17 protein-coding genes and 2 pseudogenes are annotated in these 21,801 nt (G+C 62.6%); 10 read left to right on the top strand and 9 right to left on the bottom strand.

Features of this window, described 5'->3' with window-relative positions:
* Positions 1-11 precede the first annotated feature (11 nt).
* Positions 12-1,142, top strand: coding sequence for a low specificity L-threonine aldolase (locus CK220_RS11190; protein WP_245429113.1), 1,131 nt, complete (start codon positions 12-14; stop codon positions 1,140-1,142).
* Between the two features lie 222 nt (positions 1,143-1,364).
* Here CK220_RS11190 and CK220_RS11185 read toward each other — a convergent pair whose 3' ends face one another.
* Positions 1,365-1,883 carry a 2Fe-2S iron-sulfur cluster-binding protein gene (locus CK220_RS11185; protein ID WP_095811587.1) on the bottom strand — a complete coding sequence of 173 codons (519 nt, stop codon included), beginning with the start codon at positions 1,881-1,883 and terminating at the stop codon, positions 1,365-1,367.
* Positions 1,884-1,906: 23 nt separating this feature from the next.
* Positions 1,907-4,732, bottom strand: coding sequence for a molybdopterin cofactor-binding domain-containing protein (locus CK220_RS11180; protein ID WP_095811586.1), 2,826 nt, complete (start codon positions 4,730-4,732; stop codon positions 1,907-1,909).
* 1,574 nt (positions 4,733-6,306) lie between these two features.
* Between CK220_RS11180 and CK220_RS11170 the strand changes: the two genes are divergently transcribed.
* The 8 genes from CK220_RS11170 to rlxS all read left to right on the top strand — a co-directional run bounded on the left by CK220_RS11170 (position 6,307) and on the right by rlxS (position 14,290).
* Positions 6,307-7,269 (top strand): zincin-like metallopeptidase domain-containing protein, encoded by a 963-nt coding sequence (locus CK220_RS11170; RefSeq protein ID WP_095811584.1) that lies wholly within the window; start codon positions 6,307-6,309, stop codon positions 7,267-7,269.
* 143 nt (positions 7,270-7,412) lie between these two features.
* Positions 7,413-7,832, top strand: a complete 420-nt coding sequence (locus tag CK220_RS11165) for a DUF2958 domain-containing protein (protein WP_095811583.1) — start codon at positions 7,413-7,415, stop codon at positions 7,830-7,832.
* Between the two features lie 79 nt (positions 7,833-7,911).
* On the top strand, positions 7,912-9,642 hold the full coding sequence (locus CK220_RS11160; protein ID WP_095811582.1) for a ParB/RepB/Spo0J family partition protein: 1,731 nt from the start codon (positions 7,912-7,914) through the stop codon (positions 9,640-9,642).
* A 537-nt stretch (positions 9,643-10,179) separates the two neighbouring features.
* Positions 10,180-10,503, top strand: coding sequence for a DUF736 domain-containing protein (locus CK220_RS11155; protein WP_095811581.1), 324 nt, complete (start codon positions 10,180-10,182; stop codon positions 10,501-10,503).
* 149 nt (positions 10,504-10,652) lie between these two features.
* Complete coding sequence (locus CK220_RS11150; protein WP_095811580.1) at positions 10,653-10,913, top strand: helix-turn-helix domain-containing protein; 261 nt, start codon at positions 10,653-10,655, stop codon at positions 10,911-10,913.
* Positions 10,910-11,458, top strand: coding sequence for a S26 family signal peptidase (locus tag CK220_RS11145; protein ID WP_095811579.1), 549 nt, complete (start codon positions 10,910-10,912; stop codon positions 11,456-11,458). Before CK220_RS11150 ends, CK220_RS11145 begins: the two co-directional genes overlap by 4 nt.
* The gene (locus CK220_RS11140) at positions 11,446-12,129 is read left to right on the top strand and encodes a lytic transglycosylase domain-containing protein (RefSeq protein WP_095811578.1); all 684 of its coding nucleotides are present in this window, start codon (positions 11,446-11,448) and stop codon (positions 12,127-12,129) included. The genes CK220_RS11145 and CK220_RS11140 overlap by 13 nt, the downstream gene beginning before the upstream one ends.
* A gap of 190 nt (positions 12,130-12,319) precedes the next feature.
* Positions 12,320-14,290, top strand: coding sequence for a relaxase/mobilization nuclease RlxS (gene rlxS / locus CK220_RS11135; protein WP_095811577.1), 1,971 nt, complete (start codon positions 12,320-12,322; stop codon positions 14,288-14,290).
* Between the two features lie 63 nt (positions 14,291-14,353).
* Here rlxS and CK220_RS11130 read toward each other — a convergent pair whose 3' ends face one another.
* The 4 genes from CK220_RS11130 to CK220_RS11115 are packed head-to-tail and all read right to left on the bottom strand — an operon-like array spanning position 14,354 to position 17,304.
* Positions 14,354-15,913, bottom strand: a complete 1,560-nt coding sequence (locus CK220_RS11130) for an E2 ligase fold family C protein (RefSeq protein ID WP_095811576.1) — start codon at positions 15,911-15,913, stop codon at positions 14,354-14,356.
* Positions 15,914-15,915: 2 nt separating this feature from the next.
* Positions 15,916-16,404, bottom strand: coding sequence for a Mov34/MPN/PAD-1 family protein (locus CK220_RS11125; protein WP_095811575.1), 489 nt, complete (start codon positions 16,402-16,404; stop codon positions 15,916-15,918).
* Positions 16,401-17,018 (bottom strand): putative metal-binding protein, encoded by a 618-nt coding sequence (locus CK220_RS11120; RefSeq protein ID WP_095811716.1) that lies wholly within the window; start codon positions 17,016-17,018, stop codon positions 16,401-16,403. Before CK220_RS11120 ends, CK220_RS11125 begins: the two co-directional genes overlap by 4 nt.
* The gene (locus tag CK220_RS11115; protein ID WP_095811574.1) at positions 17,011-17,304 is read right to left on the bottom strand and encodes a DUF2604 domain-containing protein; all 294 of its coding nucleotides are present in this window, start codon (positions 17,302-17,304) and stop codon (positions 17,011-17,013) included. The genes CK220_RS11120 and CK220_RS11115 overlap by 8 nt, the downstream gene beginning before the upstream one ends.
* Positions 17,305-18,032: 728 nt before the next feature.
* On the opposite strand from CK220_RS11115, the pseudogene CK220_RS11105 reads away from it, so the two are divergent.
* Positions 18,033-18,267: pseudogene (locus CK220_RS11105) on the top strand (segregation and condensation protein B); the annotation flags it as partial.
* Between the two features lie 310 nt (positions 18,268-18,577).
* Here CK220_RS11105 and CK220_RS32405 read toward each other — a convergent pair.
* The 3 genes and pseudogenes from CK220_RS32405 to CK220_RS11085 form a co-directional block, all read right to left on the bottom strand.
* Positions 18,578-18,858 (bottom strand): annotated as a pseudogene (locus tag CK220_RS32405) (hypothetical protein); the annotation flags it as partial.
* Positions 18,855-20,030 (bottom strand): PAN domain-containing protein, encoded by a 1,176-nt coding sequence (locus CK220_RS11090; RefSeq protein WP_095811573.1) that lies wholly within the window; start codon positions 20,028-20,030, stop codon positions 18,855-18,857. The gene CK220_RS11090 and the pseudogene CK220_RS32405, both read right to left, overlap by 4 nt.
* Positions 20,014-21,591: a hypothetical protein gene (locus CK220_RS11085; RefSeq protein ID WP_095811572.1), complete on the bottom strand. Its 1,578-nt coding sequence runs from the start codon at positions 21,589-21,591 to the stop codon at positions 20,014-20,016. Before CK220_RS11085 ends, CK220_RS11090 begins: the two co-directional genes overlap by 17 nt.
* Positions 21,592-21,801 lie beyond the last annotated feature (210 nt).

Here is a 21,801-nt window from a genome sequence, read left to right as displayed (position 1 = left end):
TTGGACGCTCAATGGATGAAACGAGCGTCAAGACCATGAGCGACAGCAAGCAGACCCGCCCCCGCGGCTTCACCAGCGACAACATCGCCGGAGCCTCGCCCGAGGTTATCGCAGCAATCACGGCGTGCGCTTCGGGTCAGGCGCTTCCCTACGGCAATGATGAGCTGACGCACTCGGTCGAGCGCCAGCTCGCCGCAATGTTCGAGCATGAGGTCGATGTGTTCCTGGTCTCGACGGGGTCTGCGGCGAACGCACTGGCGCTCGCGGCGATTACGCCGCCATGGGGCAGCATCCTCTCGCACGCCGATGCACACATCCACCGCGACGAGTGCGGCGCGCCGGAGTTCTATACAGCGGGAGCAAAGTTGGTGCAGCTCCCGGGTGAGGCCGGCAAAATCGACATCGACGCCTTGGCGGCCAGTACGACGCGCATGGTGGGCGACGTCCACTCGGTCCAGCCATCCAGCGTCAGCATCACGCAGGCGACCGAGGTCGGATCGGTCTACTCTCTTGATGAGATCAAGGCGATCGGCCATATCTGCCGGTCGGCGAACCTGCCGCTCCACATGGACGGTGCCCGCTTCGCCAATGCTCTCGTCACTCTCGGCTGCTCGCCGGCCGAGATGACCTGGAAAGCCGGCGTCGACCTTTTATCGTTTGGCGCCACGAAGAATGGAACGTTTGGGGTCGATGCGGTCGTCTCGTTCCGCAAAGATCTCGCGAGCACGATCGCCTTTCGCCAAAAGCGGGCCGGCCAGTTGAGTTCCAAGATGCGCTTCATGGCGGCGCAAATGGACGGCTATCTGAGAGATGGTGTCTGGCTTCGCAACGCGGCCCATGCCAATGCGATGGCGTCGGCGCTCGCGCAGGGGTTGGCTCCCCTGCCGGCTGTGAAGATCCAGCAGCGTCCCGACGCCAATATATTGTTCTGCCGGCTTCCCATGCCCCTGATACGGGGGCTGCTCGACATGGGATTCTGCTTCTACCATGATCGCTGGCAGTCCGGAATCGTGAGGTTCGTCACCTCTTTCGCGACGACCGAGGCCGACGTGTCCGACTTGATCGGCGCGGCGACCAGTCTCTGCGCACGAATCGGCCCGGCTCGTGTTCCGGCGGCGCCGAATGGGTGTGGAGACCGTTGAAGGCTAGGCCACCGGCGCCGGACGCGGCGCCGGGCGCCATATGGCAGGCGGCCCAGTCGGCCGCTTGGGCAAGATTACCGGACAGCGGCTTGTCAACTACCGTTTGGTTCATTACCGCACCGACGCGCTCCTTTCGAACCGACCGAGGAACACCGCCAGGGCAGCAAGAGAAGGAGAATATGCCGCGGGCTAAATCGCCAGGCGCGCCTCATCGCCGGAAACTCAGCCCCGAACCAGTCCGGGCGTGCTCAGGATCACGTCGCGAACCGCCTCATAGTAGCCGACATAACCGGTGCAACGACAAATGTGCTGCGCAAGCGCCTGCTCGATCGTGCGTTCGACTTCGGCCCTGCGGATCGGCTTCCTCATTAGATGCTCAACCAGCACGGTTGCACCAGTGACAAAACCCGGCGTGCAATAGCCGCACTGGAACGAAAAATATTCGACGAAGGCCTGCTGAATCGCGGAGAGCCGGATGACGTCGCCATTCGCGCCGCGTTCGGCATGCGCTTCGATGGTGCGGACGGACTTGCCCTCGAACAAATGCGCGCCGGTGATGCAGGTCCGGATCTCGCGGGAACTTCCGTCCGGCCCATCGAGAATGATCGCGCAGGCGTGGCACATGCCTTCCCCGCAGCCGAGCCGCGAGCCTGTAAGGTTCAGATATTCGTGCAGGAAGTCGATCATCATCAGATCGTCCGGCACATCGACCGGGCCGACCTTGCGATTGTTGACGATCATGGAGAGTGGTCGCGTGGCGAGGCTCACAGCAGGGCCTCCAGGATCTTCTCGGGCGTGATCGGTGTCTGATAGAAGCGCTTGCCGATGGCATGGTTTAGGGCGTTAGCAACCGCGGGAACGATCGCAATCATCACGACCTCGGCCATGCCCTTCGGCGGATCGGTTTCAGATAGTGGCGGCAGCACCTCCGACGTCTGCGTCCAGACCGCGACATCGGTCGCTTGCGGCAGGCGATAGCGGTTCCAGTTCCAGGTGCCGTCACCGGGGCCGTCCTCATAGAGCGGCAACTCCTCGAGCAAGGCATGGCCGACTCCCATCGCGAGGCCGCCCTGGATCTGGCCGGAGACGAGTTCCGGTACGATTTGAGTGCCGCATTCAAGGATAGAATGATGTGATAGGAGCTTCACGTCGCCAGTGGCGGTGTCGACGGCGACCTCTGCGATCGTCGCCATGCCAGTATAACAGGTGCCGGCACCGTTCTGGCACTGCGGCGGATAGAAGACCTGGCGCCGGTCGAGAAAATGGAAGCCGCCCGAGGTCATCAACGCCTTCAACTCGGCTGGCGCGCTTCGGCCATAGCAGACCGAAAGCGCATCGACCGGCAACCGGACGGCGCCGACGTTCGGCACGTCGAACATCGCCTCGGCCCATTGCCAGCGATTGAAGACATGGACGCTGACCCCGCTGACCAGACCGAGCTTGTGCGCCACTGCCGCGAGCTGATCCAGTCCGAGCGGCTCCATTCCATCTGCCGTCAATTTGCCGTCGAGGACTCGCGCATCGGCGATATCGATCGCGAGCGGACGCGCCTGCCCGCCACCCGACCAGAGCGCGATTGCCGCCGGCCAGAGCGACAGGCGCAGCAGTGCGCGGGCCGCCGTGCGCGTTGCGTGGCCGATGAAACAGGCGCTGCTCGAGGCGCTCATCGGTGAAATGAATGAGGGCGTCCAGCGCGGGTTCTGCGCCAGCGCGTCCTCCTCGTCCTGTGGCGTCGTATAGGGCTCCTCGGTAGAAACGAGCGGCATTTCCGGCCAGTCGACGACGCCGAAGGCGCAGTCGTCCGGCACCCGGCCGATGATGTCGGCGACCATGACCGCCTGCGACGTGGTCAGGCCCGTACCGATGTCGTTGCCGTTCTGCCGCATGGTGAGCTGGCCGGACGGATCGAGCGACAGCGTGGTCACCGCTGCGTCCGCTCTGGTCCCGTAATCCTTCTGCACCTGCGCGAAACCGACGCCATAGCGCTTGCCCGGATTGGCGGTGTCGAACGCCGTTTTCTTCGCGGCGCGACCCTTCCAGAGCGGATGGGCACGGGCCCGTTCCAGGATTTCCTCCGTCCTCAGGACCCCGCCGGGACCGGCGCCCTGCGAGTTCTTCATGCCGGTCTTGAACGCATTCTTGAGGCGAAGCTCGATCGGATCGATGCCGAGCAGTTCGGCCGCCTCGTCGACCATCATCTCGGTCGCCGCCATGGTCTGCAGCGCGCCGTATCCACGCGTCGAGCCGGCGTCAACGGCGCGCGAGGCCCGGACCTCGACAGAGAAATCGCTCTTAGGCAGGTAGTAGATACTGCGCGCCGCGTTGGCGCCGACATTGCCGACATCGGGCGAGACATTGCGCCGCCCGCCCGCGTCCGTGCGATAGCTCCCCTTCATGATGCGAAAGGCGTGCGTGGAGCGATCGACGACCAGCGTGTTCTCCATCCAGAAGGCATGGCGCTTCAACCCCATCTGGAACTGCTCGAACCGATCGTTGGCAAGACGCACCGGCTGCCCGTCGCCATAGAGGCCTGCCAGGACGGCGTAGTAAGGGAAGATCGAATGGCTTTTAGTGCCGTAACCGACCGTATGGCCGATCGAAAGGTCGAGCGCCTTCACTGCGAACCGCGATTTCGACAGCATTTCCAGCGTCGAGGTCGCCACCTCGTAAGGCGATTGGGTCGCGAAGATTGCATGCAGCGTCGAACTGCCCGGCTCGAACCAGATATTGCCGTTGTCGGCTTCCATCGCCGAGGCGTCGATCGATTGCGAGAAATAACTTCGCTTCAGGATCAACGCGTCGGCGCCGGTGGCCGCGATCTCGCGCTCGATCTCGCCAGCCGCCCACATGGCACGGGCCTCGGCATCACCGCTCTGATCCGGCTTCGGCCAGACGACCTGGTCTGCGTCGAAACCGCCGTAGATCGTCGTGCCTTTTTCGAGTGGAGCAAAAATGTCGGCATCGTCCGATGTCGCGCCGACGATGCGCACGACACGGCCGGCGCCGTAATGCGGCGGCGTGCAGTATCCGCCGACCGCGCCCCAGCGCACGACCCCCTCGGCGACACGGACCAGCCGCTTCGCGGCGTCGAATCGCGCGAAATCCTTGTAGATCAAGAGCGCAACGGGCTGACCGAGCAGACGCGGCGTGCATCCCTTTGTCACCAGGAACATGTCGCCGTAAAAGCCCGGGGCCGCTGTTTCCGGCGGCACAAGGCCATCGCGGACAAGGTCTTCGCCAAGCACGAGCCGGTCGGGCTTGAGATCCTCGCCGAGCAATGAGAGGTCCAGTCCGTCGAACGGAGCGTTGGCCCGAGTTCCACGAATAAGGAAAGCATGGCTCTGTTCCTGCGGCCAGCCGGCCACGTCGCGGGCTCGAAAATCGCGGGTGAAAGTCTTGTCGCCGGTGACCTTGGCTACGGCGTCGATCCGGAAGCGCGGCCGACCAGCCGGTCCGATCCAGTTCGGCAAACCGTCCGACCGATTGGCAATGAGCGCCGCCGCAGGCCGACCCAGAAACCCGATCTTGACCGATATCCCCGCGCCGGCAGCCGCCGCTATGAACTGGCGCCGCGAAAACCTGCCGTTCATGTCGTCTTCCCGAACGGCCCAGAGCCCGACCTCACACTCGGCCGGCTCGCCTCCCGGCGTCGCTGAAAAACGAAACAGTCCCGCCAGATCATGAAAATCGCGAGAATTCCTTTGTACAAGTCAGCACCATTGAGCCGCCTAACTTCCGCTTCTGATCCGAACGTTCTGGCAGACATTGTCCTCTGTCTAGTTCGATGCGTTCGAGCCAAGCCGGCTGGCTTACGGTGGTGTGTCGCTCTTCAGCCCTCGGAATCGACATTGCGAGTTTTTTCCTTCTGCATCGGACCACCGTGATCGGCCAGTCTTATTCGCACAGCCTATACTTGCCTTTTCGCCGCCGACCTGCATTAGGCGTCGCAACTGTATTCAAGCTGGGGCTCAGCCTTTCCCACGTGAAAACACGCTCTGCTCGCTCTTGAGGAAGGCCGGTTTGTATGGTCGACTTCGTAATGATATTAGTCCTGCTTCCATCTGTTCCTGTGTCTGGCCGCCAGACAAATCGACAGCGCGACCGATGGCGGCATTCGGCCATCGGTGTGTCGCTGTTGCCTGCAACGTTTGAGGATCATCTGTTGCAGGAAGCTTGCCAAAGGAAAAAGCTTTCAATTACAACATTGTGAGCCGCCCTATGTCCGTCGGACCTCTGACTTTGTTGCAAAGCCGACAGACCTACTCGAGACATCTGGCGTGATGGCTAGTGTGGACGTTGGGCTTGGCGTCGCGCAGAAATGTCGGTGGCGAGAGCGCGCGAATGTCGCTCGCACGGTAAGCTAAAGCGTCTTTGAGCCGTGCCAGGCAACCAACGCAACAGGTTTGGCTGGCTCCGGTTGATGGTCACAGCCGTTGACGTACCCGGCCTCTTAATGCTGCTCGATGTTCAGCGCCGCAGGCCTCGAGGTTTTCGCCCGCTTCCACGTCAGCGGCCCCAGATATCGGCCGAAGCCGTGGTCAAGCGGACGTTTTCATCGCCACTGCGTGGGCAATCGCGCGCAATGGTGATTGCGGTGACGCTCACGGCTTGCTCACAGCTCTCTGCTCGCGCATGAACATTGCCCGCGCGGCGAAACGGCCGGGAGCGGCTGGCCAACTCGCGCCGCACTCCTCAACCACCCCGCTTCGCCCCTCGCCGACAATCCGCAAGTTCCTGAAGGCCGCCAAAGGGGTCGAATTCGCAGCGGTCGACTTCACGCCGTTGGCACTGCTCAGCGCCCGCGCGCCTGAAGGCGCGCGTCGGGTGCTCGTGAACCGAGCCCGCTTTTTCTTCGGCAAGCTCAGGCGGTCTCGGCCATGCGGCTTCGCCCCCTGGCGCGGGCAGCCTCTCGGCTGCTGACGGTCGCCGGCCCATGGGCCGGCGTCGTTTCTTGTACTGGCCTTCCCCGGTGGCGCGCGGTGGGCGGCACTCCCTTCTAGGCCCGCCGCGGCGTCCCGCAACCCTTCGCTTGACGCTTCGGGTCCTCCTCTTCGTTCCGGTCCTTCGGATGCGGCCCGCCTTGGACGTCGGGCCTTTCCGGTCGCTTTCGCCGCCCACCCCGCTTCCGGGGAGGGCGCGGGATTGAAGAGCGGAGGACCAGACGATGGGTGCGAAATACAAGCGTTCCGGTAGCCGAGAGGCTGGCGCAGGCAAGAACGGGCGCACGGGCGCCAGCCTTTATCAGCAAATCACAGATCGCATTATCGCCGAGCTGGAGCGCGGCACCGTGCCATGGGTCAAGCCATGGGGCAGTGCGAAGGCCGGTCTCGGCCTGCCCAGCAACGCGGCCACCGGTCGCCGCTATTGCGGCATCAACATCCTGATCCTTTGGGGCGCCGTCTTCGAGCGCGGGTATGCCAGCCAGAGCTGGCTGACCTTCCGGCAGGCTCTCGCGCTTGGCGGCAATGTCAGGAAGGGCGAACACGGCACCACCATCGTCCACGCTGACCGCTTTGTTCCCAAGGAAGAAAAGGAACGCGCCAAGACGGATGGCGATGAGCCGCACGCCGTGCCCTTTTTGAAGCGCTTCACCGTCTTCAATGTCGCGCAATGCGACAACCTGCCCGAACATCTCTATGCCGCCGCCGAGCCGCTGCCCGAGCGCCAGATCATCCCGCAGGCCGAGGCGCTGATTCACAGCTGCGGCGCTGACTTCCGCATCGGCGGCGATCGCGCTTTTTACATGCCGGGCAGCGACTTCATTCAAGTGCCGCCGCAGCCCGCTTTCTTTCACCAGATCGACTATTACCGCACCTGTTTCCACGAGCTTGGCCACTGGACCGGCCATCCAACCCGGCTTGCGCGCGACCTTTCCGGCTCCTTCGGCTCGAAGGCCTATGCGCGCGAGGAACTGGTCGCAGAAATCTGCGCAGCCTTCGTCTGCAGCTCTCTCGGCATCGAGCCGACCGTGCGCCATGCCGACTACATCGGCTCATGGCTCGCCGTGCTGCGCCAGGACAACCGCGCCATTTTCCGCGCCGCCAGCCAAGCCACGAAAGCCGCCGATTTGCTGCTTGGCCTCAACGCCGGCGACGAAGGCAAGCCCCATGACGAGATTGCCGCATGAGCGCGCTCGATTGGCCATGCACGACCGCCTTGCGCTTCTGACGGCGCGCCGAGCGCGCGCGCTCGGCGCAGAAGCCGCTCGCATCCGCCTGTTTCAAAAAAGCCGCTCTCAATCAACCCGAACCGTTTTGGAGGAATTCCGCAATGATCCTGATCACCGACGACCTTTGCGCCCGTCTCCTCGCCAATGGCGCCTCCGACACCGAGACCGACCATGTTCCGGTCGTAAAACTGTTCGACCCGACCGGGGCAGCAACCTGGCTCTTGAGCGAACTGGACGCCGACGGCGACACGCTGTTCGGCCTTTGCGATCTCGGCTTCGGCTTTCCCGAACTCGGCAGCGTCAGCCTTGCCGAACTGCAAAGCGTCAACGGCCGGCTCGGCCTCGGCATCGAGCGCGACCGCTGTTTCAAGGCCGAGTTTGCGCTCTCCGTCTACGCCGAAGCTGCTCGGCTGTGTTGCCGCATTACCGAGGACGAGCGGCTGCTGCGGCAGGCAGCAGACGCGCTTGCAAGCCCCCATTCCGAGCTTCCGCCTGACACGGCGGGACAGACGCGCCGCTAGGGCGCGAAAACCGTCCCGCCGCGCCGGCCTTGCGGCCTTTGCGGCGGGAAAACCTCAACCAGACCGAAGGAGACAGATCATGCAGCTTGCTCATATTCCCCTTGATAGGCTTAACATTTCCGCCCTCAACATGCGCCACGGCAAACGCGCGCCGGATATCTCTGACATCCTGCCGTCCGTTCGCGCGCGCGGCGTTCTCGTGCCGCTTCTGGTGCGGCCCAACGGAACGCCGGAAAGCTTCGAAATCGTCGCCGGACGGCGACGCTATTTCGCCGCCAAGTCGCTCGCCGACGAGCGCGGCGAGAGCGACGCCCTGCCCTGCGCCATCATGGAGGACGGCGACGACGCCGATGCGCTCGAAGCCTCGCTCATCGAAAACATCGCGCGCCTCGACCCCGACGAGGTCTCGCAATGGGAAACCTTCTCGCGGCTGATCAAAGAAGGCCGCTCCATTGCCGACATCGCCGCCACCTTCGGCATCAGCGAGCTTCAGGTGAAGCGCATCCTGGCACTTGGCGAGCTTCTGCCCAAAATCCGCGAAGCCTACCGCCGCGAGGAAATCGACGCCGAGACGGCGCGCTATCTCACCATGGCTTCGAAAGCGCAGCAGAAGGACTGGCTGGCGCTTTATGCCGACCCCGAGCAATACGCGCCGCGCGGCTATCAGCTGAAACAATGGCTGTTCGGCGGCCAGTCGATTTCCACCAAGGTGGCGCTTTTCGCCATCGAGGACTATCCGGGCCTCATCGTCTCCGATCTTTTCGGCGAGGACAGCTATTTTGCCGATGCCGACCTGTTCTGGCTCAAGCAGAACGAGGCGGTCGCGGCCAGGCGCGACGCCTATATCGAGGCCGGATGGAGCGAAGTAACCGTGCTCGAACCGGGGCAGTATTTCCATTCTTGGGACCACGAGAAAACCCCGAAGAAGAAGGGCGGCAAGGTCGTCATCACCGTCTCGCATCGCGGCGAGGTCGAGTGTCACGAGGGCTGGCTGTCGCGCAAGGAAGCGCGGCGCGCCCGCGCCGATGACGAGGGCGGCGAGCCGGACGAACAGGTCGTCAAACCGTCGCGGCCTGAACTCACCGGCCCGATGCAGAACTATGTCGATCTGCATCGCCATGCCGCCGTGCGCGCCGCCTTGCTCGACCATCCCGCCATCGCCATGCGCCTCATGGTGGCGCATGCGATTGCCGGCTCAAGCCTGTGGCAGGTGCGCCGCGAGCCGCAGCGCCCGGCGAACGAGACGGTCGCCGCCAGCCTCGCCGCCTGCAAGGCCGAAGCGGCCTTCGCCGAGAAGCGGCGCGAGGTTTTGGCGCTGATTGGGCAAGCGGATGCCGATGGCCCGCTCGCCGGCGGCCATGGCGACGCCTTCGTTCTCGCCGGCTTCTTTGCCCGTCTGCTGGCGCTCTCCGATGACGTCGTCCTGCGCGTTCTCAGCCTTGTCATGGCCGAGACCCTCGAAGCCGGCAGTGCCGTCATTGAGGCGCTTGGGCATCATCTGAACGTCGACATGGCTGCTTCCTGGCAGGCGGACGAGGCGTTCTTCGAGCTACTGCGGGACAAGGAAGTCGCCAATGCCATGCTCACCGACATCGGCGGCAAGCCCGTCGCCGACGGCAACGTTTCGCAGAAGGTCAAGACGCAAAAGAAGATCATCCGCGACTTCCTTGCCGGCGAGAACGGCCGCGAGAAGGTGGAAAGCTGGCTGCCGCGCTGGATGAAATTCCCCGCCGAAAGCTACACAGCGCGCGGCGGCTTCCGCACCGCCGATCAGTGGGCCAAGGTCCGGCACCTGTTCGTGTCGGAGTGACCGGCCAAGCCTCGAGCGGCGGCATTTCGAAAGCCGCCGCTTGGGGCACCTCTCGGGCAGAACCGGTCGCACTTTCGCGATTCTTGAAGCGCGCACTGCCGGCGGTGGTCCAACGCACATCGATGCCCTTCGCCAGCCCTGTGCCAGGCCCCAATGCGCGCCGAGGCGCCACACGGTCAGGCACGTCGTCGCTGGCTGCGGTGCCTGAACCCGTGCCAAGCAGGTACCCGCCATGTTGCCTGGGGATCGTGCCAGCCGATCGCGCGATCTGTCTCCCAAGCGTCTTTCAGGACCATTTCCCTGCGGTTGGCTTGTCGACCTATGGGCGGTTCCGGCCCGCCCGAAACCCTCGGCCAGCAGCTTTTTTCCCCGCCGCCCATGGCGGCTTCCTCGCGCCCGCTTCGCTCCAAAAAAGCCGCCCGCTCGGGTCCTGCGCTGCCGCTGCGGCCCTGTCGGGTTCAGGCGGGCCGGACGCGCCCATCACGGTCCGCCATCGCAGGGGAATGGTCCCCGGCGACAGCAAAACAGGAGACTAACATGACCGCGATCGGATACGTCACCAAGCAGGAAAACGGCGGCTACAAGGGCCAGCTCAAGACGCTCAGCGTCCGCGCCGACATCGACATCGTGCCCAACCAGGGCAAGACCGCCGACAATCATCCAGACTTCCGGGTGCTGACGCAAGGCGTCGAAGTCGGCGCCGGCTGGACCCGCATCGGCGAGGCTTCCGGCAAGGACTATGTGAGCCTGTCGATCGCAGCCCCGGAGTTCGGTCCGCGCAAGCTCTACGCCAATCTCGGCCGCGCCGCCGGCCAGGACGATGACGACACCTACGCCATCATCTGGAACCCCGTCGACTAAAACGGCGGAGCTCCGAGCCCGCGCCGCCACCGGCGCGGGGCTCATCCCAAGAGCGGCGAAAACTCGCCCCCGACTCTTCGCCCGTCCCCGCAGCGACCTCGCTCGCCCATCCTCTCCATTGCTTCTCCTTAAGCGACACGAGGACAATCATGGACGACGAAAACGAACGCGCCGCCCGCGCCAAGAAGGGCAGCCCGTTTCTCAATACCGCGCAAGCAGCCTTCTATATCGGCCTCTCCCAGCGCACGCTCGAAAAGATGCGGCTCAAGGGCGGCGGCCCGAAATTCCGCAAGCACGGCCGCTATGTCCGCTATCACATCGACGAGCTCGACGAATGGTCGAAAGGCCATCCGCACTACGGCGCTCCCAAAGCCGGTTCCACGCCGGCCGACGATGGGGGCCGCTCATGAGCCGGCGTCCTTTTCTGCGCATCATCGGCTCCGGCCTGCGCCGCGTTCGCGCCCGCAAGACGATCGCCATTGCCACGATTGGCCTCAGCCTTTTAGGCTTCACCACGTTCGCAAAACCCACGCCCTGGCTGGTCTGGAACGCCTCGGCCAGCGCGCCGATCGGCCTCTATCGCATCGCTACGGGCACGCCGGCGCTGGGCGATCTGGTGCTCGTCCGCCCGCCTGATTACGTGGCGTATCTGGCGGCCCAACGCGGCTATCTGCCTGGCAATGTGGCGCTGGTCAAACGCCTTGCCGCACTGCCAGGCGAGCATGTCTGCGCCTTCCATGACGCCATCATCATCGGCGGCGACATCGTCGCGCGCCGGCTCAAGATCGACGCCCAAGGCCGGCCCTTGCCATGGTGGAACGGCTGCCGGGCACTCACCAAGGACGAGGTGTTCCTGCTCGGCAACGAGACCAATCGCTCCTTCGACAGCCGCTATTTCGGGCCGGTGCCGGCCCAAAAAATCATCGGGAGGCTCGTGCCGCTATGGACCGAGTGACCCTCCTGATGTTGGGCATGATCGCCACCGCGCCATGCGCCTTTTCCGCCTCGACCGGCGCCGAGCCGGTCGCCATCTCCCAAAGTCCGCAGCTTGGAAAGTGGCAGAAGTTCGTCGCGGAAGCCAGCCGGCGTTTTCGTGTTCCGCAGGCCTGGATCCGCGCCGTCATGAATGCCGAAAGCGGCGGCAACACCATGCGCGACGGCCGCCCCATCACCTCTCGCGCCGGCGCCATTGGCCTCATGCAGGTGATGCCCGCCACCTATGCGGAGATGCGCGTGGCCAATGGTCTCGGCCCAAATCCGCACGATCCGCGCGACAATATTCTGGCCGGCACCGCCTATCTGCGAGCCATGTATGACCGCTTCGGATTCCCCGGCCTCTTCGCCGCCTACAACGCAGGCCCCGGGCGCTACGAAGGGTATTTGAAGCACGGCAAGCCATTGCCCAAAGAGACCGTCGATTACCTCGAGCAGCTCAGGGCGGCGGGGATTTCGGCCACCGACATGAAGCAATTCAAGGGCAAATCTGTCGCTCCGGAGGGGCCAAAGGCACCCTCGGGGCGCTCGTTGTTCTTCCTCCACGACCGTGTTCGCGCCGGCATGCGAAACGGCGATCTCTTCGTGCCGCTTGGCAAGGATGGCATGCGGCCAAAGGAGCCGGATGGCTAGGAGTTTGGGGCGGTGGCGCGCGCAAAGGCAAGGCGCGTGAGGCAAGGCGCGTAAGGCAAGATAAAGGCACCGCCTCTTTGAGGTGGTGAAGTCTTTGTCTGCACATCGTTTTTCCAGGAGGCAGTTTGCGGCGCCAGGAGGCTGCGGCGCCTAAGCGGTTGATCTGGCTTTGGATTACCCGGAGGCCGGGATGCAGGATGATGAGTTCCGACCGAAGCTCGGGAAAATAGGCTCCCGCGGTTCGAAGGCCGGCAAACGCTATGCCGGTCAGGTTCGGGCCGCGATCAACAGGGCCGGCGGCCGGCCGCAGCGCGGTGGTCGCTTCACCGGAAGCCGTACAGGGCGCGGCGGGGCGGCGGCTGCGCTGCTGAAATCGCGCGATCGCTATGCCGCCTTCCGCCAGCGGCGGGTCGTCGTCAAGGCCCGCTTCGTCAAGCTCGCCGGCAAGGGCGCGGACGGGGCGCGTGCGCATCTGCGCTATCTCCAGCGCGACGGCGTCACCCGCGAAGACGAAGCTGGCGAGCTCTATGGCGGCGATAGCGACCGCATCGATGGTAAGGCGTTTGCCGATCGCACTGATGGCGACCGCCATCAGTTCCGCTTCATAGTCGCACCAGAAGACGGCATCGAGTATGAGGACCTGAAGCCGCTGACTCGACGTCTGATGGCTCAGGTGGAAGAGGACCTCGGGACCAAGCTCGACTGGGTCGCGGTCGACCATTTCAACACCGGCCATCCGCATACGCATATCATCGTGCGCGGCAAGGACGATCGCGGCGAGAACCTCGTCATCGCAAGGCAGTATGTCTCGAGTGGAATCCGCGAGCGCGCGGCAGAGCTGGTCAGCCTCGACCTTGGACCTCGCACCGATCGCGAGATCGAACAGCGCCTGCGCCAGGAAATGGAGCAGGAACGCTTTACCAGCATCGACCGGCAGCTGCTGCGCATGCGTGACGATGACGGTCTTGTTTCGACGAACGGCCGCGACACCTTTCGCCAGACGCTGCACCAGGGTCGCTTGCGAAAGCTCGAGCGGATGGGCTTGGCTGATGAAGTCGGCCCGGGCCGCTGGCGACTCGAGGGCGAGCTGGAAACCACCCTGCGGCGCATCGGCGAGCGCGGCGACATCATCAAGACCATGCATCGCGAGCTGGCCGGCAAGGGGCTCACGCGCAGTGCCGCCGACTGCGTGATCCACGATCGATCCGGCGAGGCGGCACAGCCCGTCGTCGGCCGCGTCGTGGCGCGCGGGCTCGCCGACGAAATCAATGACCGGCAATACCTTGTCGTCGACGGAGTTGACGGTAAAAGCCATTGGATCGACATCGGCAAAGGTGAGGCCACCGAACCCACGCCCGAAGGCTGCATCGTGTGTGCCACCCCGAGGAGCACCGAGCCGAGGCAGGTCGACCGTACTGTCGCCGAGATCGCCGCCGCCCATGGCGGCCATTACGACGTGGATATCCATCTGAAGCACGACAAATCCGCCACCGAGAGCTTTGCGCAAACGCATGTCCGTCGATTGGAGGCGATCCGGCGCGCCATCGGCGGCGTGGAGCGCGAGCCGGACGGCACCTGGATCATCGCGACGGACCATCTCGATCGCGTCTGCGACTACGAGCGCCAGCGGGCCAGGACCGAGCCCGTCACCGTCGAGAAGCTCACTTCGATGCCCCTGGAGCGGCAGGTCGGCTTTGACGGCGCCACCTGGCTCGACCGCGAGCTGGTCTCCGATATGCCGGGATCGTTGCACAACTCCGGCTTTGGCCGTGACGTCCGGGAAGCGCAAGCCCGCCGGCGGCAATGGCTGATCGCGCAAGACCTCGCGCGCGAAGAGCAGGATCGGATCGTTTACCGCGCCAACATGCTTTCGATCCTGCGGCAGCGTGAGTTGAACCGTGTGGCTGGCCAACTATCGAACGAACTTGGACTGTCGTATTCCGAAGCCAAGCCTGGGGTTCGGATAGCAGGCAGGCTGCGCGAAAAGTTGGAGCTTGCCAGCGGCAAATATGCCGTCATCGAGAAATCGCGCGAGTTCACGCTGGTACCATGGCGGCCTGTGCTCGATCGACACCTCGGTAAGGAGGTGTCCGGGATCGTGCGCGGTGAAGGGATTTCCTGGAACTTCGGCCGGCAGAGGAGCGGGCCAGGCGTGTCATAGTGGCGCCCCGATAGTCACGCGCACAAGCCGCCGCCCTGCGGCAAGGGAGACGTCGGCGTCTGCTTAGGCGGCGGAGACATCGCTTAGCTGCTCAACGCTCTTGCTATATTTGCGCCTGTAAGCGGCAAGGAAATCGTCGTCGCTACAGATGCAGCGGCCGCTGGAATCTTTGGCCTTCGGATCGTGCAAATGAGAGCCAAGGGGCCGCAGAAGATTCACCCGAGTGCTCGTCATCGGGCTCATGGGAAAACCCGCACTATGCTTGACCAGTTCCGCGGCAAGCATAATCCCGGCAAGCGCTGACTGAAACGCCATCGGAACCGCGGCTCGAACGAGGCGACTTCCATTACTGAGCTGGAACACCAGACCGCCGCAGATCGCCTGCTGATAAAAGGTGCGCAGCGGCTGGCCAACAAACGGGGCTAGCGGTTCAAACGGCACAGCCATCGCAGCAGCCACCCGAACAACAAAGTCGTTGGGAACTCCGGCATTCGTCTGCAGGAGCGTTTTCACCTGCTCCTGTGCTTCCGGTATTCCCAGTTCCTCGGCAATCAGCTGGTGCTCGTCCTTGGATTTTCCGGACGGCATGTACATGCAACAAAGGCAAGCCTGGCCGTAGTCGAAACCATGCCGGGAGATTCCGAGATCGTGCTCCTGGGTCCAGGCATTCGCGATCCATCGGGGCAGAGCACCTTGGACAGCCAGACGGTCGGCGGCGGTGTCAAGCGCCACACCCACTTGGTCGAAGACCCAATTGCCCCTGCGCGCAACATATTCTGCCCACTTCACCGGGTGCGCCTCGACATCGAGGGCGGTCGATCGAAGGACGGTGGTTGCAAGGACCGCCTTGGACATGCCTATCTCCGCCTGGCCGGCCAATGCGTAGCGCTGCAGGTTTGAGAGTTCGATCGCTTCGGGATCGATTACATGCAGGCGACCCGAGAGACCGGGTTGTCTCGCTAGCGTCCAAAGCGCGCCATGACCTATCGCGCCGAGCCCGACGAGGTGCGTTTCGCCAAGGTTGACAGGGAAGTCGATGGGGCCGGCATCGCCGGCCTTGGTCTTGTCGTAGCTGTATAACGAGAGGTCGATGGTTTCGTCCAACTCGGCGCCGGTGAGCTGGGCGGCGAAGATCGTTCGAAAGACATTGGCGGCGCCGAAACAACTGGCGGCGCCAGCTCCATAGGGCAGCAAACTTGGGCCAGAGCCCACCGGGTCGGTACGCGACAGCTTTGCCGCCCAACCGTCCGATCCCATGAAGAAGGTTGGGCACCGCAGTGATGGGCACGTTGCCCCTGCCACCACGCACACGCTGGCAGACTTGCCGGAGCGCCGGATGCCTACTTTCGGATTAATCGACTTTGCCAAGCGCTCCAGCGCTCGGGCTTGCGCGTTTGCCGCGCTGTCCAAGGGGAGTATTGCCAGAACCGGATAGAGTCTGGCGAGCAACCTCACCGCAAGATCCAGCGTCGCGTGGCCTTCGGCGCACGAAGCGGCCTGATTGTCGAAGGCGACAGCCACGACCTGCTTTTCGAGAGCTGCCTTGAAGTCGCCCAGATGAAAGTCGGCCAGCACCTGAGATGCCGCCGTGGCAGCGCGGTCGATGAAGTTTGCAAGGGCCATCGTCAGCTCGTTATCGTGATCATTCGCATCAGGGCCGCGGACGCGACCTCATTCCAGTTCGCCTTTGCGTCAAGTCGATAGGCAGCGACGCGAGCAAGATCGAAAGGCTCACGGGCGAAATTCGGCACCACCAGCGACAGACACCCAACCGTTGTAGCAACCGCATAAGCGTCGTCGGTCGTCGAATGGTAGGCGCGGCCCGGATGGCTGTGAATCTGGGCCAACAGTTTCAGGCCGCTTTTGTAGAGCCAGACGTTGAGCCGGTGCAGTTCTTCGGCCGGAACTATCACGCAAACGCCATCGCTTGTGCGAATGTGACGCTGCGCCGGGATAACCGTCTCTGTCACGGCAAATTGCCGGTCTTGCTGAACGCCGACCCAGAGCGCCATCCCCTCATTGCCCTCGCGACCAGCTGAGCGCAGATGCGCATGCGTGGTCGAGATGCAGCTCCGCGGGAGAGTCACGCTCGTTACATCTTTCAATTCAGTCATTCCGGTATCGCCTGAGGCGACACCGCCATTCCCACGATGGTCGGTTGGAGCTGAATCTGCAACTGCTCTATAGGGTTGATTCCGTATTTGATGATCTTGTCCAGAATGAAGGCCAAACAGCCTTCTCCAGAACCCCGATGAAGTAGCCATGGGTCACCCGAATGGGCTGGATTATCGTGGTATTCCCGCACTCCCGCCATGCACAGGAAAGGTTCGTGCTCGGGCCCGTTGGCCTGGATGAAGTCCGTCAGCGGCACGGCGTTCTGCTGGATGAGAGCTCCAATCATCTCCGGCGGCGTTCCGGGCAGCGGCGGGCGTCTCAGCATTTTCAGGTATAGATCTTTCCGGGCAATCCGCTGGCGCGTAAATGGATCGACGAAGCCCACCGACGGCGGTCTTAAGTCGTAGTTGGTGAAGTCGACCTCGCTCGCTGCGCTAATCACCCGCGGTTTTAACTTGGGGCTTCCGAAAATAAAGAAAGCGCGTGGGAAGCTCGCCTCAAGCAGGAAGCAGCCCTGAGCCCGATAGGCATCGGCATATGGCCGGAAACGGCCGATCTCCCGATCAAACTTCGCTCGGGAGACCTCCGGATCCACAGTTTGGGGTTCAGGCACCTGCAACGCCCGCCTTCAGACTGAGGAACAGGGTCACAGTGTTCGCGAAACCGAGATCGCCAACTTTTTTGTCGACGTCGAGCAAGTTGCCGGCCTCGTCCTTGAATTCCCAATTCTCGGCCGGTTGGGCGACGTTCTGCGTGTTTTCAAGGGCTTTGGTACGAACCACGTGCAGCGGCTGGTTGGGATTGGCTTCGACCTGCGTGGGCTGGCCGTTCACCACCACCGTGATCTCGATCTTGCCTGGCCCGCCGGCGTGATCGTTCTTACCTGAATCCTTCGACATTATCCTACTCCTGTGGCTTGCCAATCCCGCCCCCCGTGCCCACCTGCTGGTGAGTCCGTCGGTCTTCAATCGTCCACGCGGCGCCACGGACCGCGAGTACGCGAAAGACAGGGAATAAGCTACCGAATCGGTGCTGCGCTCTTTTATCCGTGACTTGAGCGGCAAGTAAAGGGACGGAAATTGCTCTTCACGACTATAATCGATTAGAGCAAGGCAAAATATTGAAGACCCCTCCCCGATTCATGTGTTCCTTCACTCGCCTGCTCCACTTGCAGCGTGCAAGGTTGGCCGACCCCGTGCAAGTCAGCCGGCCGAGCTCGTGCAAGTCCGCCGGCCGGTATGATTTCATGTTCGGGCGCTGTGACGATTTGGCTGGGGCGGCTTCTGGCCACTGCAATCTTGACGCAGGGTTTATAGTTGCGGCAAGCGCATCCGCGCTGGGAACAAACGTTTTGAGCGGGCGGTTTGCCTGGCGCTGGCTGAAGTGCCTGCCGGCTGGCCGGCGAGCTGTCGCCGCGCCGAAAACTCTTGGCGGCGGCACCAGAACTGCGCGCCAAGGGCGCCGGCGGCGTTATTTTTACTCCTGAATGAAGATGCTGTCGCCGGATCGCTTGTGACAAAAACCTGTCGGGCTTTGCGACGCCGCGCCTGTTCGAGCGACTGTAACTGCTCGAGGCGGTGTGCGAGCTGTCGGGCCGCACCCCCTTCCGGCTGTTTGGGCTCTCGCGATCAGCCAAGCGTCCGCCCGCCGCAAGCCGAACGATCAGCCGTCGCTGTTCGAGACCGAACCGGAACATCAGCCGGTGGAACTGCGCTGGCCCGAATGGATGGGCCGCGTCGAAGCGGTGATCATTGCAGCCAACGAAGCGGCGCCGCGCGAGGTGCTCGCGCTGCGTCGTAGGCAAGGGGTGTCTTGACTTGGTCATCGATGACATTCGCGCTGAACTCGCCGGCCGCCCTTTATGAGTTGTGTCGGTCGCCGGCGGCTAGCAGCACCTGGGCGTTGTCGCTTTGCGCCACAGCGACAGGCTCAGGACAGGACGACTGGTCGGGTGGCAGCCGGTGATCGGGATCGTGAACCGCGACATGATCGCTGTCGACAAGGTTGGCCGGAAAGATCACCAGGTTGGTGCCCCACCGGCATGACGCAGCGACGGGAACAGGATGCCGCGCAGCCCGGCCGTGATGACTCATGTCCGCAAGCTGCCATGATGGCGGGGTTTTCTTCTCGATGCGAGCGATCTGGCGCCCGGACAGTCCCATTTTTGCCAGGGGCTGTCCGGGAGTCGGCGATCGGTTCGTTGCGATACCAGTAGATCGCCTTGTCTATGTCGCCGGTAAGTTCCGTCGCAGCCGAGATCACCTTCACCATCTCGCGCATTCGACCCTGCAGGCGCTCCGATGACGGGTTACGGAGCCTGTTGCGGTGAACCCCCGTCAACTGGGCCAGGTTGGCACCTTCACGCCGAGCGCCTGCGATAGCCGCTTCGGCGAGTTGTAGGGCGTCCGCGGCTCCTGCAGACTATCGAGGAAGCCTGTCAGGGATCGGGTCATTGATTGCCGGCAGCCTTTGTTCCGGAAGCCACGCCCTTAAAGACAGAGAGCGAGGACACCTGGTTCAGCATCGAACACATGTTGTTCGGACCATCGAAATTGAAGCCCAAGCATTTCTGATCCACGGCGCAAGCAGTCACGCAACTGGCATAATTGCTAGGCTCGTTCGAATAGGAATCGCCTACGACCACCGTATTCTTGTAGAAGACTAGGCTGGAATACTCGACCTTGCTCGCGACCGCGGGCTTTGCGGCCATGGCGGCGTCCGGAGCCCTAACCAGGATCGAGGCATCGCCCTTCAGGAAGCACGCGGAGTGCTTCTTGTCATAGGTGATGGCCTGACATTGATCGTCACCCTCGCATCTGGTCTGGCATTGATCGAACGAGAGGTTCATGAGCGGCATTCCTTGGAGGTCGAACCCCATCGCGTCCCAACCATCTTGCGCGATGAGCTTCTTGGCCGCTTCGGCCCGTCCAGAAGGGAGCTGGAAGTCTGCTGGGCTAAAAGCCTTGCCGTCGAGCCAAGCACATTTGGATGCAAGCTCCCTGGCGGAATCGTCGTTTAGCCCGACTGATGCGAGTGTCGCTGGCGGCGCGATGGGAGCTTGGGGCGTCGCCGTTGGGGTCAGCCGGTTTACAAGGTCTGTGTTGACGTCGACGCCGTTCACAAGCCGACGGGTGTAGCACCACGCTCGATCCCAAGTGGGATCGTTCTCTTCGGTGAAGTAGTGCCCCGATGTAAGCGTCCAGTGAGCACCCCCGAAGTCGACCTCCTTCGTGAGGAACTTGTTGAAATCCTCGGTCACCTTGTCAGGCTTGGGCAGCGGTGCCGGTGAAGGCTCAACCGGCTTTGCTTCCTTAGGTGGATCGGTTCGGACCGACTTGGGTTGTGTGGTCATGTCGGACGGATCAAGTCTGTCGGTGTGCTTCTCGACCGGCTTATCAGGCGCGACTGGCGGTCTGATCTCACGCCCGAAGAACAATGCTGCTCCATAACCAATGCCGACCGCAGCAACCGCCACGGCTGCGCCCGTCATCATCCTGCGGAAGGCATTAGCGCGGGCCATCCTGTCGTAGGCTGCAGCTTCAGCCTCCAGAGTGGGAATTGCCGCTCGCTTGACGACCAGCTCGACCGCCTTTTCGAGGAGTGCAGTGTTATGCCGGACCAGCACGTTTGCGACCGCCCTTTGCTGCTACCTTCACGAGATCCACGACGTCGGCCGGCAATTCCTCGTTCAATGCTTTGCGCAGCGCGTCCGGATCGTCGGTGAGGACTGGAACATACAGAATCTCCTTCACCACTTTTTCGACCGGGACCTCGACGCGCTTTTCCACCTCCCTGTCAACCGGCACTTCGACCGGGACTTTGACAGTTCGCACTCGGCGCCAGCGCCATCTTAGAAGCAGGCGCCTGATCAGACGTGACAACCGGTTCTCGGAACGAGATTCAGCCTGTGCAGCGATGCGCTGCAGACCGAGAGCCACCATCGCGGTGATCGGTCCGGCAAGGCCGGCGATGAGCGCAAGCGAGCCAAACCAAATGGCCGCTATCTTTCCTGCCTCGCCTTCGCTTACCTGTTCGGGCTTCTCGCTGTACCACCGCGCTGCAATTCGCCGGATCTGATCAGTCCGAGCCAGCGGGATTCGCCTTTTCTCAAGCTCGTTGAGTTGCTTTGCTATCTCGTCGCGTCTCGCCTGGTTTGCTGCAAGCACCTTTCCTTCAGTCGCTTCGGCGCTCTGCGCCGCGGACAGGTCTCCTCGCGCTTGAGAAAGCCGTCGCTCCCAATCGGCCGAAATCTCGTCCAGTGACTTCTCCAGATCTACACGCCGATTTTGCAGCACCTGCTTCTGTTCATCGGTCATCTTGGGGCTTTGTAGCCTCAGCCGGTCGAACTCAGCGCGGGCAGCCGCGATCTGCTCATCAAGGTTCTGAATCTGCGGGTCGTACTTTGCCTCCGTTTTCGTGCGGGGATTAGCGAGCTTTCCGATCTCGTCTTCCCAGCGCTTCGCTGAAGCCGCGTCGCCGCTTTCCCTGGCGTCTTTGATCCGTTCGACGTAACTGTCTCTTTGCCGCTCAAATTCCTCGACCGCTTGCTTGACCCTTGTGTCTCTTTCGGCAACTAGGTCCGTGCGCCTTTGCTCCTGATCCTTAAGCTGTTCTCTTGCCTTTGCCGCCTCAGGCGTCAGTGCCGTGGTTGCCTGTAGTTCCGCGTCAACATCCCCGATGCGTGATTGAATTTCCTTTCGCGCATTGTCGGCAAGCGTGCCCACCTCCTCAAGATCGGCCTTTGCTTTGGCAACTTGATCCGTCTGTTTTGCCGCTTCGTCCGAGGCGGTCAGCTTTGCGTTCTCCCTGGTGAGAGTGTCGATCTCATCGGCGATCTCCTCGTATTGCAGTTCACGAAGAGTGCCGGCGCGCTCCAGGCCAAGCAGCACAGTTTCGAAAGTGATGCCGGCAAGCAGGAGCAGGAAGATCAAAAGCACAGGCTTCCAGAACCAGGACGCGCTGTACAGAAGCGTTGCGATCGGGATTTTGGTGAGTTCGGCAATCGACACAATGAAGAAAGGAGCGCTCGCCAGAACCAAGTCCATTGCCGTAGCTGATTGGCTGGCTTCGAAGGCTTGAACACCCAAAGCCAGACCGGTGGCCAAACCGATGATGGATGCTGTAATCTCAAGCGCCCAAGCGCCACGGTATGTCCACTGGCCGTAGCTGGCCAGCTTTTGGCTCATGCTTGAATTCACTCGGCGCCCGCCTTTTTACTTTCCCATTTTTACCCTGCCATTTAATTGCTCGGCTTGCATCAGGAAATTTTCTGAAACGGGACAAGGCGGTCAACAAGTTGGAAATATCGTTACTATGATCTGGACGAGTTGTGTTCCCGTAGAACAAGCCGGCAACAGAACCCTCAGACATGGGCTCGTTTGACCGCTTTCTCGGCT

The organism is Mesorhizobium sp. WSM3860 (assembly GCF_002294995.1).
GTDB lineage: Bacteria > Pseudomonadota > Alphaproteobacteria > Rhizobiales > Rhizobiaceae > Mesorhizobium.
The sequence above is the reverse complement of the archived record's forward strand: the minus strand, read 5'-3'. Positions and strand labels throughout refer to the sequence as shown.